This window comes from Xanthomonas hydrangeae, from assembly GCF_032697525.1.
GTDB lineage: Bacteria > Pseudomonadota > Gammaproteobacteria > Xanthomonadales > Xanthomonadaceae > Xanthomonas > Xanthomonas hydrangeae.
The window spans coordinates 1,980,527-1,995,028 of the sequence record NZ_CP103836.1; the positions used below are offsets into that span (position 1 = coordinate 1,980,527).

Genomic DNA, 14,502 nt, shown 5'->3' on the forward strand with positions numbered 1-14,502 from the left:
GCGAGTTGAGTGGCGCGCATAGTGAAAATTCAGGCGCCGCTTCTCGCAGCTTGGCTCTTTCGGATGCTAGAGAGCCGGAATGTTCCTTTTTCACAATAGGGAATTCTGAGCCCTACTGCGGACCGTTATTGCGGTGAGCTCATGCCGACAGGCATCAGTGTCCGCTTCTAGCCGAAAGCAGATGCGTGGATGCGTATGTGGTTGCTACATGAAACCTACTGCTATATCGCACAGTGTGCGCGCGCTGATTCCACGAAGCGCACGTGTGCTGCGCTGTATCGAATCCACACAGCACATTGGATGCATACCGAAGACAAAGCGACAGCACATCTGCATCGCCTTCAATGCCTAAGCGCGCCTTCCAGCACCGCGCTATTGCGCTTTCGCCGGCACCAGATCCACGATCTGCTCCGTCGCCGCATCAACCGCCGCCCGCGTATACACCAACGGGAAATAGCGGCCCTGCAGCCACATCGGTGCGAGGTCGCGGTAATGCGGGCTGGCCGGGTCGCCGGATTGGCCGGGGTAGTTCATGGCGCGCGAGTTGTCCCAGTTGCCCAGGTCGATGATCAGTCTTGCAGACGGGCCGATGGTCTGGCGGAAATCGGTGGGGTCGTAGCTGGATTGATTGGGCGTGTAGGGGCTGCCGCCCTTGGCGAACGGGCCAACGTCGAGCAACGCACGATCGGTGCCGACCGCCGCGCTCATCGCATGCGAAACCTTGTTGACGTGCAGCTTGCCCCATTGCCACTGCGCAGGCTCCGGCCCCTGCAACTCGACCAGCGCTAGGTACGCGCTGCGTAGCGAGTCCAACAGCAGCTGATCGCGGCGTGCGGCCGGTGCGGGGCCGAACGCGGCGCCGGGGTGTTCCAGTGCCTCCATCAACACCGCTGCATCGGGCATGCCGAAGGTGGCCGCCTCGGAGGGGCGCAGCACCAGCGCCTTGTAGGCATCGCCGAGATAGCGGCTGAACCACACTTCTTCCAACGCGGCGGCCGCAGACGTTGCGCTTACCGTGCCATCCCAGGATTTGAGCAACGCGAGCGCCGCCGTGGTGGCGGCATCCTGTGCGTGCAGCGGCTTGATCAGCGCGACCAGCCGCTGCGCCAGCAACGACACCTGATCGTTCTGCAGTTTTTCCGAATCCTGCACGCTCACCGTTGGCAGCTGCGACAGCACCTGGGTGATGCGTGCGTGCCGCGCGTCGTTGGCCCATTCGAAACCGATCTTGCGCTGCGCATACGGGTAGCCGGCAGGCAGATTCATTTCGTTGGAGGTGGTGATGAAGCCGGCGGCCGGGTTCTTCGAAGAAGGCAGGACATCGGCGTTCCAGAAGCCGTTCCACTCGTAGCGGCCGTCGCCAGGCACCGGCAGCAGGCCGTCCGAGCGCGTGCGTCGCGGCGTCATGCCGGCGGTGGCCCAGCCGATATTGCCTTTGACGTCCGCGTAGACCTGGTTCACCGAGGGCGCGCCCCAATGTGCGAGTGCGTTCTTGAATTGCTCGAACGAGCCGCTGCGCAGATAGCGTAGCGAGCCGAGATACGGCGCAGCGCCGGGTTGGCTCCACACCGAGCGGACCGCATAGGCGATGTGCTTGTCTGCATCGAGGTAGATCACCGGCCCGTGGCGGGTGAATTGCAGCTGCTCGGTGACCGCCGCGGTACCGCGCACCGCGATGGAGGCGTGTTCGGTGTGCAGCGGTTCCCAGTTGCCGTTGTACCAATACGACGCGTTGTCGGCCGGATTCAGACGGTAGACGTACAGGTCCTCCTGATCGATGTTGAAGATGGTCAGCCCGAACGCACTGCGCTGGTTGTGGCCGATCGCGATACCGGGTGCAGTCGGCTCGCCGGCACCGATGACGTCCAGCCCCGGGCTGTTGAGATGCACGAAATAGCGCAGGCTGGGAACGCTGTAGGCACGATGCGGATCGTCGGCCAGCACCGCGTGGCCGGTGGCCGATTTTTGCGGTGCGATGACCCAGTTGTTGCTGCCTTCGGCGAAGGCGCCCTCGCCTGGACGCGGCGGCGTTGTCTGCGCGTCGGCCACGTGCGTATCGGCGCTGAGCCTGGGGCTTTGCGTGGCCAGTTCGTAGACCTTCAAGACGTCATCCGGAAGGCAGGGATCGAGTCCGTCAGGCACCGTGGTTGTCCAGGCCGGTTGCAACTTCTGGCGCACTGCATCGACGGCAAGCGAGGCCTTGCACGCGACCTTTGCACGCGCCACTTCGCTTTTGACGTTACGGCTCAGGCCGGTGGTGCGGATGCGCAGCACGTCTTCCGGCGCCCATTTTTCCGGGCGGTACGCGAACGTGCGGAACTCATACGGCAGCGCCTGCGGATGGGCGCCCAACCAATCGATGTAGGCGTTGATGCCGGCAACGAAGCGCGTCACATCGCGCTGCGCGTCGGGTCCGTAACTGTTCCACTCCTCGGCCATGCTGCCGCGATACAGAAACAGCCGCGCGGCGCGATCCTGCTGCACATACGCAGGCCCGAACGCCGCCGACAGGTGACCAAGCCCTTTGCGACGCAACAGATCCAGCTGAAACAGGCGGTCGCGTGCCACGTTGAAGCCCTGCACGAAAAACGCATCGTTGTCGGTCCCGGCATAGATGTGCGCCACGCCCCAGCGATCCACACGGATCTGCGCCGGCTGCTCCAATCCCGCAACGGTCAGCGTGGCGTGCGTCGGTTGGGCCGCCGCTGCGCTGTCGAGCATCAGCTGGCACACCACCAGGCACCATAGCGCTGTTGTGCTGATCGAGATCGTGCGTGTCGACATCATGCGTGGCACACCTTGCGGGTGAAAAGGGCGGTGTTCAGCGGCATGTTCGTTATCCCATCGGCAGCCGCGCAGGCTGCAGCATTGTGGCGTGTTGCGTGGGATTGCCGCAGAACCACCGGCGCGAAAAACGAATCGCACCTGCAGCACTGGCCGCACCTTCAACCGGCGATCATCGCCGCCAGTACAGCGCTTTTTGCACCGCCTGGGTGAACGCGGGCGTGCAGTCTTCCATCACCCATCTCGGCGCGCAGCGCGCGTGATGCGTGCGTCGATCAGCGAACGACTGCAACGCGTCCGCATTGCTGCCTTCACATGCCGCACAGGGCAAGCGCGCATGATCGTCGCCTCTAGCGGCTCTTATGCTGCATAGGTTATGTCTCCATGCCGCCACAGCGGAAGGCTTCTGCGTTTTCTCTCTGGTGGCAGTCGATTACCCAACCAGCAGCAACCCTGCAGCATCCGTCGGTGCGGGATGCAGTGCCTGAAGGCGCCGCCTTGTTTGGCGACGAGCAGATGGAGGCGCTGGGGCACAGCCTGGCGCAGGCGCATGTGCTCTACACCGGGCCAACCCGCGAACTGCTGTTGTCGCAACTCAAGTTCAACGAACGCGCACTCGGCACGGCCGCAGCGCGATTGACCGAAATGTCGGCCGATGGCTTGCGCCTGCATCCGGCCGGCGAGTGGTTGCTGGACAACTATTATCTGGTCGAAGAACAGATGCGCCTGGCGCGTCAGCATCTTCCGCCAGGTTACAGCCGGCAATTGCCGCGTCTGCGCACGCCCACCTCGGTTGGCCTGCCGCGCGTCTACGAGCTGGGCCTGGAGGTGGTGGCGCATGGCGACGGGCGCGTGGATACGATCACGCTGAGCCGTTTCATTGCAGCCTATCAACAGGTGGCGCCACTCAAACTCGGCGAGCTGTGGGCGATTCCGATCATGTTGCGGCTGGCGCTGATCGACAACCTGCGCCGCATTGCCGAAGACATCATGCGCGATGGCCGCGACACCCGCCTGGCCGCACACTGGGCCGCGTTGCTCAACGCCACGGCGGCGGCGCAACCCAAGGACGTGGTGGTGGTGGTGGCCGATATGGCGCGCTCGCAACCACCGGCCACCGGCGCGTTCGTGGCCGAGTTGACGCGCGGCATCCAGGGCCGCGGGCCGGTGTTGTCGATGGCCAGCGCCTGGGTGGAGCAATGGCTGGCAAGCGAGGGCCACAGTGTGGAAGGCCTGGTGCATGCCGAGAGCCAACGCCAGGCCGCCGAACAGGTGGCGATCAGCAACAGCATCGGCAGCCTGCGGTTTCTGGACCAGATGGATTGGCGCGACTTCGTCGAGGCCATGAGCGTGGTCGAGCAGATCCTGCGCAAGGATCCGGCCGACGTCTACGCACGCATGGATTTCCACACCCGCGATAGCTACCGGCATGTGGTGGAGCATCTGGCGCAGCGCCTGGACCGCGACGAGCCTACGGTGGCCGAGTGCGTCCTGCGCCTGGCCGCGCAGCCGGGCTCCGATGCACCGGTGGCCAGCCACGTGGGCTATTACCTGGTGGATACGGGATTGCCGCTGCTGCGTAGCGCGCTGCGCGACCCAGCCGCACCCGGCACACCGAAACCACCGAAACCACCGCGCCCGCGGGCGCGACGCGTTGCGCTACCGGTGTACCTGCTGCCGATCGCCGTGATCGCCGTGCTGTGGAGCGCTGTATTGCTGCAGGGCGTAAGCGCATTGCCACCGGCGCTGTGGTGGATCACCGCCGGCATCGCGCTGCTGGCCGCCAGCGAGTTGGGCATCGCCCTGGTCAACTGGGTGGCAACGCTGTGGGTGCGCCCGCATCCGTTGCCGCGCATGGACCTGAGCCTGGGCATTCCACCCGATTGCCGCACGCTGGTGGTGATGCCGAGCATGCTGGCCAGCCCCGAGGCCATCGACGAGCTGGTCGACGCGTTGGAGGTGCATTACCTGGCCAACCGCGACGAGCAGCTGTACTTCGCACTGCTCACCGATTTTCTCGATGCCGCGCAAGCGCTGTTGCCTGGCGACATGGCATTGGTGGCGCATGCGGCGCAGCACATCGACCGGCTCAACGCGGCCTATGCCGATGCGCACGGCGATCGCTTCTTCCTGCTGCATCGCGCGCGCCAGTGGAACGCGGGCGAAGGCTGCTGGATGGGCGCAGAACGCAAGCGCGGCAAGCTGGAAGCGCTCAACCGTCTGTTGTGCGCGGGCAATGCGCCGCTGCAGGCAGCCCACGAATTCCTGCAAGTACAAGGCGATGTGGCCGCGCTGGTGCAGGTGCGCTATGTGATCACGCTCGATAGCGACACCCACCTGCCGCGCGATGCGGCACGCGCACTGGTCGGGGCGATGTCGCATCCGTTGAATGTGCCGCGCATGGATGCGGCCGGGCAGATCGTCGAGGCCGGTTACGGCATCCTGCAGCCGGGCCTGGGCACCGGCATGAGCGAGGGCGGCGAATCGCGCTTTGCGCGCATGTTCGGCATCGAGCCGGGCATCGACCCTTACACCCGCGTGGTCTCGGACGTGTACCAGGATCTGTTCGGCGAAGGCTCGTTCATCGGCAAGGGCATCTATGCGGTGGCCACCTTCGAGCAGGTGCTGGCCGGCCGCTTCCCCGACAACCGCGTGCTCAGCCATGACCTGCTGGAAGGCTGCTATGTGCGCGCCGGGTTGCTCAGCGACGTGCGCCTGTACGAGCGCCATCCGCAGCGTTACGCCACCGATGCCAAGCGCCGCGCGCGCTGGGTGCGTGGCGACTGGCAGTTGTTGCCATGGCTGCTGCCGTGGGTGCCCGACCGCGGTGGCCGGCGCGCACGCAATCCGTTGTCGTGGTTGTCGCGCGGCAAGCTGCTGGACAACCTGCGCCGCAGCCTGGTGGCCCCGGCGGCGTTTGCATTACTGCTGATCGGCTGGCTGTGCTCGCCCACTCCCTTACGCTGGACGCTATGGATGCTGGTGTTGTGGCTACTGCCGGGTCTGTGTTCGGCGGTGTATGCGCTGGCGCATCCGCCCGAGGGTTTGGGTTTGCGTCATCACGCGCGCCAGGTCGGGACGGGGCTGCGTCAGCACCTGCTGCGCACCGGCGTGGTGCTGGCCTGCCTGCCGTTCGAGGCGGGGCTGCAGCTGGCGGCCATCGCGCGGACGCTGGTGCGGATGTCGATCACCCAGCGCCACCTGCTGCAGTGGGCGCCGTCCAGCGAAGTGGAGCGCAGCGCGCGCAGCGGCAACGCCGAACAACAGCTGATGGCCGGCGCCGCCTGCAGTGCGGCGCTGGTAATCGCCGCAGTGGCATGGTGGGCGCCGTTGGCGTTGTGGACGGCGCTGCCGCTGGGGCTGGCATGGATGGGCGCGCCGTGGTTGATGGCCTGGCTGGGCGAGCAGCCCGCCGCGCCGGTGGCGCAGCTGTCGCAGGAACAACGCGATTTCCTCGGCGGATTGTCGCGGCGCACCTGGGCGTTTTTCGAAAGCCATTGCACTGCGCAACACCACTGGCTGCCGCCGGACAACGTGCAGGAATACCCGGTCACGGTGGTGGCCAACCGCACCTCGCCGACCAATATCGGGCTTGGCCTGCTGGCCAATCTGGCGGCCTACGATCTGGGCTACCTGACGGTGGCCGGCGTGATGCGCCGCGTGGCCAATACGCTGACCACGCTGGAAGCGCTGCCGCGTTATCGCGGCCATTTCTACAACTGGTACGACACCGAGACGCTGGTGCCGCTGGTGCCGCGTTACGTCTCCACCGTCGACAGCGGCAACCTGGTCGGGCATCTGTTGACGCTGCGGCAAGGGCTGCTGGCGCTGGTGGATGCGCCGGCCGTCTCGATGGCGGTGTTCGATGGGCTGGCCGACACCCTGAGCGTGCTCACCCTGCAGGCGCAGCCGCGCAGCGACGCAGCCACCGCCGCATTGAGCGCGATGACGCACAGCGTGCAGGCGATCCGCAACCAACCCACGCCACCCCTGCACCAGGCCGATGAAGCGCTGCGCCTGCTGCTGGCGCAGAGCCACACCATCCTGGCCTCGATGCCGGCCGGTGGCGAGGACGAGGAACCGTGGCCGCAACGCCTGGTGAGCAGTTGCGAGGCGGCATTGGCCGAGTTGGGCCACTGCGCACCGGCGCTTGCCAGCACCGATCCGCACCCGGCAGAACATCCCGGCGATGCAGTCGCCACGCTGCAGCAGCTCGCCAACGGCAGCCACGCACCGAGCGTGCAGACCTGGGCCGCCAAGCGCGTGCTGGAGCTGCAACGGCTTGCGCATATCGCCGGGCAACTGGCGCAGATGGACTACGACTTCCTCTACAGCCCCGCCCAGCAGTTGCTCTCGATCGGCTACAACGTCGACGACCATCGTCTGGATAGCGGCCGTTACGATCTGCTCGCTTCCGAAGCACGCTTGGGCATCTTCGTGGCGATCGCCCAGGGCAAGCTGCCGCAGGAGAGCTGGTTCGCCCTCGGGCGCACGCTCACCGATACCGGCGCCGAGCCGACGCTGCTGTCGTGGAGCGGCTCGATGTTCGAGTACCTGATGCCGGATCTGGTGATGCCGAGCTACCCGCAGACGCTGCTGAGCCGCTCGATGCGCGGCGCGGTGCAGGCGCAGATCCGCTATGGCGCGGCGCGCGCGGTGCCGTGGGGCGTGTCCGAATCGGGCTACAACACGGTCGATACGCGGCGCAATTATCAGTACCGCGCCTTCGGTGTGCCCGGCCTGGGGCTCAAGCGCGGCCTGGGCCAGGATCTGGTGATCGCCCCGTATGCCAGCGCGATGGCGCTGATGGTCGAACCGGATGCGGCCTGCCGCAATCTGCAGCAGCTACAGACGCTGGGATTCGACGGGCGTTTCGGCTTGTACGAAGCGATCGACTACACGCCCTCGCGCGTGCCGCGTGGCGAACACCACGCGCTGGTGCGCTCGTTCATGTCGCATCACCAGGGCATGGCGCTGCTGGCGCTGGACCACGTGTTGCGCGATGCGCCGATGCAAAAACGCTTTGTCGCCGACCCGCAATTCCAGGCCACCTTGTTGCTGTTGCAGGAGCGCGCACCGCGTGCCGGCGTCTACGTCAAAGGCCTGGTCGAAGTAGCCGAACGCCCGGTGGCCACCGAGGCGGGTATGGCGTTGCGCATCCATCGCGACCCCAATCTGCCGCAGCCGGCGTTGCAACTGCTCTCCAACGGGCGTTACCACGGCATGCTGACCTCGGCCGGTGGCGGCTACAGCCGCGCGCGCGACATGGCGGTGACGCGTTGGCGCGAAGACGGCACCCGCGACCACTGGGGCACGTTCTGCTATCTGCGCGATGTGGACAGCGGCGCGGTGTGGTCGGCCGCGCATCAGCCGACCTGCGTGCCGGTGGAGCGTTACGAAGCGATCTTTTCCGACGCCAAGGCCGAGTTCAAGGGCAGCCATCAGCGCTACGACAGCCATCTGGAAATCGCCATCTCCGCCGAGGACGATGTGGAGCTGCGCCGGTTGCGCATCCGCAACCGCTCGCGGCAGACGCGGGTGATCGAAATCACCACCTACGCCGAAGTGGTGCTGGCACCGGCGCAGGCCGACGAAGCGCATCCGGCGTTCAGCAATCTGTTCGTGCAGACCGAAATCCTGGCCGACAAACAGGCATTGCTGTGCACACGCCGCCCGCGTGGGCATGACGAAGCGCAGCCGTGGATGCTGCATCTGGTGGCCGTGCACGATGCCGATGTGGCGTCGATCTCCTACGAGACCGACCGCGCCGCCTTCGTCGGGCGCGGACGCAGCACCCGCGATCCGGTGGCCTTGCACGCGCACGCCAGCCTGTCCGGCGCGGCCGGCTCGGTGCTGGACCCGATCGTGGCGATCCGCTGCCGCATCTCGCTGGCGCCCGATCAACAGGCGCAGGTGGACATGGTCTACGGCGTCGGCACCCAACGCGAGGCCTGCACCGCCTTGATCGACAAGTACCGCGACCGCCGTCTGGCCGACCGTGTGTTCGATCTGGCGCTGACCCAGAGCCAGGTCACGCGCCGGCAGATCAACGCCTCGCTGGAAGACGCCATGCGCTACGAGCGGCTGGCCGCACGCGTGCTGTTCGTCGACCCGCAACTGCGCGCCGACAACGAGGTGCTGCTGCACAACCATCGTGGCCAGTCGGCACTGTGGAGTCATGCCATCTCCGGCGACCTGCCGATCGTGCTGTTGCGCATCACCGACCCGGACAATCTGGACCTGGTGCGCCAGCTGGTACAGGCGCACGCGTACTGGCGCCTGAAAGGCCTGCGTGCGGATCTGGTGATCTGGAACGAAAGCCAGGCCGGCTATCGCCAGCAATTGCAGGACGCCATCCTGGGCCTGATCGCCGCCGACCCCGAGGCCAATGTGCTCGACCGCCCCGGCGGTATCTTCGTGCGCGCCATCGAACACATCTCGCAGGAAGACCGCGTGCTGCTGCAGACCGTGGCACGGGCGATCCTGAGCGATGCCAACGGCACGCTGGATGCGCAACTGCAGCGCCACCCCAGCGCGCGTGCGCACCCGCCGTTGCTGGAGCCGATCCGGCAACCGGACAGCGCCGATGAATTGGCCAGCACGCATGCCGCGTACCTGGACAAGACCCTGCAGGCCGCCGCCGAAGAGCCGATGCTGTTCGACAACGGCCTGGGCGCCTTCGCCGCCGACGGCCGCGAATACCGCATCACCCTGGACGAAGGCGTCGCCACGCCGGCGCCGTGGTGCAACGTGATGGCCAATGCGCAGTTCGGCAGCGTGGTCAGCGACAGCAGCCCCGGCTACAGCTGGGCCGAAAACGCGCACGAATTCCGACTCACGCCCTGGCATAACGACCCGGTCGGCGATGCCTCCAGCGAGGCGTTCTACCTGCGCGACGAAGACACCGGGCAGGTGTGGTCGCCGATGGCGCTGCCATGCCGCGGCAGCGGCCGCTACACGGTGCGCCACGGCTTCGGCTACAGCGTCTACAGCCATATCGAACACGGCATCGGCACCGAGCTGTGGGTGTTCGTGGATGTGGAGCGGCCGATCAAGTTCAGCCATCTGCGGTTAAAGAATCTTTCCGGCCGCCCACGCCGGCTCAGCGTCACCGGCTACGTGGAATGGGTACTGGGCGACATCCGCACGCGCTCGCAACTGCATGTGGTCAGCGAAGTCGACCTGGGCAGCAGCGTGCTCACCGCGCGCAATCCGTACAACACCGAGTTCGACGGGCGCGTGGCGTTCTTCGATGCCGATGCGCCCAGCCGCAGCATCACTGCCGACCGCAATGAGTTCCTCGGGCGCAATGGCAGCCTGGCCGCACCTGCCGCGCTCACGCGGCAGCGTTTGTCCGGGCGCGTGGGTGCCGGCCTGGACCCGTGCGCGGCGATCCAGATCCCTGTGACGCTGGCAGCCGAACAGAGCTTCGAAACGGTGTTCCGCCTGGGCGCAGCCGTTGACCGCGAGAGCGCACTGACACTGGCACGCCAGAGCCGTGGCGTGGCCGCCGCGCACACCGCCTTGCTGGCAGTGCGCGCGCACTGGCAGCAGATTCTGGGCACCGTGCAGGTGACCACGCCCGACCCGGCGGTGGATCTGCTGGCCAATGGCTGGCTGCTCTACCAGACCATCGCCTGCCGGTTCCTGGCACGCAGCGGTTATTACCAGTCCGGTGGCGCGTACGGCTTCCGCGACCAGCTGCAGGACAGCATGGCGATGGTGCACGCGCAGCCGGCGCTTACCCGCGCCCACCTGCTGCGCTGCGCCGCGCATCAGTTCGTGCAGGGCGATGTGCAGCATTGGTGGCACCCGCCGCAAGACCGCGGTGTGCGCACGCAGTGCTCGGACGATTTTCTGTGGTTGCCGCAGGCGCTGTGCCGCTATCTTGAGGTCACCAACGACGCCAGCGTGCTCGACGAGCGCGTCAGCTTTATCGACGGGCGCGCACTCAAGCCCGAGGAAGAATCGTATTACGACCTGCCGCACATCACCGGCAACGTGCAGTCGCTGTACGCGCACGGCGTGCTCGCCCTGCAACGCGGCATGGCACGCCTGGGCGAACGCGGCCTGCCGCTGATCGGCAGCGGCGACTGGAACGACGGCATGAACCGGGTCGGCAAGGACGGCAAGGGCGAGAGCGTGTGGCTGGGCTTTTTCCTCTACGACACACTGCTGCGGTTCGCAGACGTGGCGGTGCAACGCGACGATGGCGCATTCGCAGCGACCTGCCGTGCGCATGCACACGCCTTGCGCACCGCGCTGGAACAGCATGCCTGGGATGGACGCTGGTACCGGCGTGCCTGGTTCGACGACGGCACACCGCTGGGCTCGAGCGACTCGGACGAATGCCGCATCGATTCGCTATCGCAAAGCTGGGCAGTATTGTCCGGCGCGATGGACCCGGCGCGCAGTGCACAGGCGATGGAGGCGATGCGCCAGCAACTGGTGGATGCCGAGACCGGCATCGTCAAGCTGCTGGTGCCGCCGTTCGATCACACCGAACACGACCCCGGCTATATCCGTGGTTATGTGCCCGGCGTGCGCGAGAACGGCGGCCAGTACACGCATGCCGCAGTGTGGGCGACGATGGCCTTCGCGCATCTGGGCGACAGCGCGCGGGCCTGGCAACTGGCCGGCATGATCAACCCGATCCAGCATGCCCGCGACGCGGCGGGCGTACAGCGCTACAAGGCCGAACCCTATGTGCTGGCGGCCGATGTCTATGCGGTGGCGCCACACGCCGGCCGCGGCGGCTGGAGCTGGTACACCGGCGCGGCCGGCTGGATGTACCGACTGCTGACCGAATCGCTGCTCGGCCTGCAACGCCACGGCGAGCGCATGCACATCGTGCCGTGCATCCCGGCCAGCTGGCCGGAGTACCAGCTGCGCTATCGCTTCGGCTCCAGCACCTACGTCATCGACATCACCCAGCGCCCCGGTGTCCAAGCCCGGCTGGAGATCGACGGAGTGGTGCAAGCCGAGCTTGCTTTCACTCTGATTGACGACGGTGCGGTCCACGCTGTCGCCCTGGACTGGCCGGGAGACGCGACATGAGCATGCGCACACGCACCCACACCAATCACCAGCTCTCCGACCTGGGCAAGATGTTGTCGGTGTGGCCGCAGCGGGTACGCGACCCCAGCCAGTTCTGGCCGCAATTCGATGCCTTGGCCAAAGACATTCTCGATGAGGCGGCCGAAGCCGATCTGCAGCGCGTGCAGCGTCGCCTGCGGCAGCTGCTGCACCGTCACGGGCTGACGCGCACGCAATAAGCGCGCGGACACCGATTTGAGTCGTAGAGGCGTCTGGATACAGTCAAAAGCTGAGCTAGTCGAGGGCGAGGACACCGCACCAGAAAGTTGGTCGGCTGCTTGAAAACATGCACACCGACTATCTCCACTGGTCCTTGCCCGCCCACCGTCGCGGGACCTTACGCGGCATGGATGCCGCGTAAGAGCCTACATGGACGTACTTGCGGCGTGTCCCGCGATGGTGGGCGGGCAAGGGCCCTGCAGCCAAGCCGCAGCACCAATGCTCTACGACTGACCGACTCCACCACTTCACCACTTCTGAGCAGGCAAGATTTTGCAACTTGGCTTCGTCAGACGCAGCGTCAAAAGCTCAGTCGACCGAGCGCGCGCAGCAACGCATCACGCGCTTTACTGCTGGTGCACCTGAGCTGCCACAGACAGCACGCGCCACCGCCATGATCGACGACGCGCAGTCGCCACGCTTAGACTCCGCGTTTACACGCGCCAAGGCCGCCGGTGATCGATCTCAATGACATCGCGTTGTACGTGCAGGTCGTGCGCAGCGGCAGCTTTGCCGAAGCCGCGCGCAGGCTGGGCACTGCACCCAACAGCGTGAGCCGGCGCGTGCAGCAGCTGGAAGCGCAACTGGACACGCGCCTGATGCAGCGCTCCACCCGCAAGCTCACCCTCACCGACGCCGGGCAAGCGTTCTTTGAACGTTGCGCCGATGCGGTAGACGGGCTGACCTCGGCCGGGCAGAGCCTGGTGGCTGGTGGCGACGAAGCAGCCGGTTTGGTGCGCGTGGCCGCGCCTGCGGATTTCCTGGATTTTTTCCGCGTCGAATGGGTCGGCGAATTTCTCGCCGCGCATCCGCGCGTACGCCTGGAATTCGTGCTCAGCGATGCCAAGGCCGACCTGATCGCCGAGCGCATCGATGTGGCTTTCCGTGGCGGTGTGTTGACGGACCTGGGCTATGTCGGCCGCCAGATCCTGGCCGACACCAACGATGTGCTGGTGGCCAGCCCCGACTACCTGCAGGCACGCGGCAGGCCACTGCGGCTGGACGAATTGCCGCAGCACGACTGCCTCAGTTTCCCGCATCCCAGCGGCCATGCCACCTGGACATTGGTCGGCCCGTCCGGGCTTGCCGAAGACGTCCAGGTGCAGGCCCGCATGGCCGCCACCACCGCGCGTGCACTGCGGCTTGCGGCGGTGGCCGGGCTCGGGATTGCGTTGTTGCCGCAGGGGCTCACGTGGCCCGATATCCACGAAGGTCGCCTGACCGTGGTGTTGCCGGATTTTCAACGCAAGGGCCAGAGCCTGTACGCGCTGTATCCGAGCCGGCACCATCTGCCGCGTGCGGTGTCGGCGTTTATCCAGGCCGTGACGACGCGATTGAATGCGGCTGAATGTAAAAAGTTGGGTGGCTTGGCGAACAGCGCCGCCCTGCCGGGCGTGCGGTGATCTTGGCGCTGCGGAGTGCGACGGTTTCAACGCCTTGATTCGATCCGGTCTGCGCACCTAGCGCGTACCACGTCACGCCGACCTTGGTTGAAAGCGGCTGACGCCCTGCCGCGCGGACAACGCGTTGCATCGAGCGGCACGCTGTCCGCTCGATGCAGGGTCGGCACGTTTGAACGATCGGCACCGGGCAAACGGATGACATGATCGCCAGCGCAGGCGATGCCCCCGGAAAGGCATCACGCGCTACATCACTCAGGCAGCAAGCCCATCGATCTGCTGCTGGGCGCTGGTGATCCCCGCCTGGCGAGCGTCTGCGCCAGTGGCCAGGCCTTCGGCCACGATCACCTCGGGGGCGTGCACGCCGACAAAGCCCAGCGCGGTACGCATGTAGGTCTCTGCATGTTCGAACGCTGCCATCGGCGAGCCGGCGCCATAGAAGCCGCCACGCGCCACCAGCAGAATCACCCGCTTGTTGCCGGCCAGCCCCTCGGGCACGCCTTGCGCGTTGTAGCGGAAGGTCTTGCCGGCCACCAGCACGCGATCGATCCAGGCCTTGAGCTGGGTCGGGATGGTGAAGTTGTACAGCGCCACACCGATCACCACGGTGTCGGCGTCCAGAAATTCCTGCAGCACCGTTGCACTGGTGGCCAGTTCGGCCGCCAGTTCCGGGCTCTGGTCGCCGGTGGGATTCTGCTGGGCCGCCAGATGCGCGCCGGACAGATGCGCCAGCGGCTCGGCGGCCAGATCGCGGTAAGTCACTGCGACATCGCTGTGGCCGGACTGCAACTTGGCGACCGTGGCCGCCGACAGCTGACGGCTGGCCGAGTAACCACCGAGGATGCTGGAATCGAGATGGAGCAGTTTCATGATGAAGCCTCTGATTGTGTGGGATTGCGTGGCACTGCCACGCCGTTGGAGATGCGACCGAGCACGCACACGTGTGCGTGTCGGCGGGTGAAATACAGACTGATGGGTGTGCGCTGCCGGTTGCCCTGCTACC

General features: G+C 66.2%; 6 protein-coding genes. 4 read left to right on the top strand and 2 right to left on the bottom strand.

Annotation, left to right across the window (positions count from 1 at the left end):
* Positions 1–372: 372 nt before the first annotated feature.
* Positions 373–2,787, bottom strand: a complete 2,415-nt coding sequence (locus NYR97_RS08255; protein WP_316697488.1) for a penicillin acylase family protein — start codon at positions 2,785–2,787, stop codon at positions 373–375.
* 2 nt (positions 2,788–2,789) lie between these two features.
* On the opposite strand from NYR97_RS08255, the gene NYR97_RS08260 reads away from it, so the two are divergent.
* The 4 genes from NYR97_RS08260 to NYR97_RS08275 all read left to right on the top strand — a co-directional run bounded on the left by NYR97_RS08260 (position 2,790) and on the right by NYR97_RS08275 (position 13,502).
* Positions 2,790–3,047, top strand: a complete 258-nt coding sequence (locus tag NYR97_RS08260; protein WP_316697490.1) for a hypothetical protein — start codon at positions 2,790–2,792, stop codon at positions 3,045–3,047.
* A 121-nt stretch (positions 3,048–3,168) separates the two neighbouring features.
* Complete coding sequence (locus NYR97_RS08265) at positions 3,169–11,841, top strand: glycoside hydrolase family 94 protein (protein WP_425613048.1); 8,673 nt, start codon at positions 3,169–3,171, stop codon at positions 11,839–11,841.
* Positions 11,838–12,059, top strand: coding sequence for a hypothetical protein (locus tag NYR97_RS08270; RefSeq protein ID WP_205393124.1), 222 nt, complete (start codon positions 11,838–11,840; stop codon positions 12,057–12,059). Before NYR97_RS08265 ends, NYR97_RS08270 begins: the two co-directional genes overlap by 4 nt.
* A gap of 495 nt (positions 12,060–12,554) precedes the next feature.
* Positions 12,555–13,502, top strand: a complete 948-nt coding sequence (locus tag NYR97_RS08275; protein WP_316697492.1) for a LysR family transcriptional regulator — start codon at positions 12,555–12,557, stop codon at positions 13,500–13,502.
* 252 nt (positions 13,503–13,754) lie between these two features.
* Here NYR97_RS08275 and NYR97_RS08280 read toward each other — a convergent pair whose 3' ends face one another.
* Positions 13,755–14,369, bottom strand: coding sequence for an FMN-dependent NADH-azoreductase (locus NYR97_RS08280; protein ID WP_316697493.1), 615 nt, complete (start codon positions 14,367–14,369; stop codon positions 13,755–13,757).
* Positions 14,370–14,502: the final 133 nt, after the last annotated feature.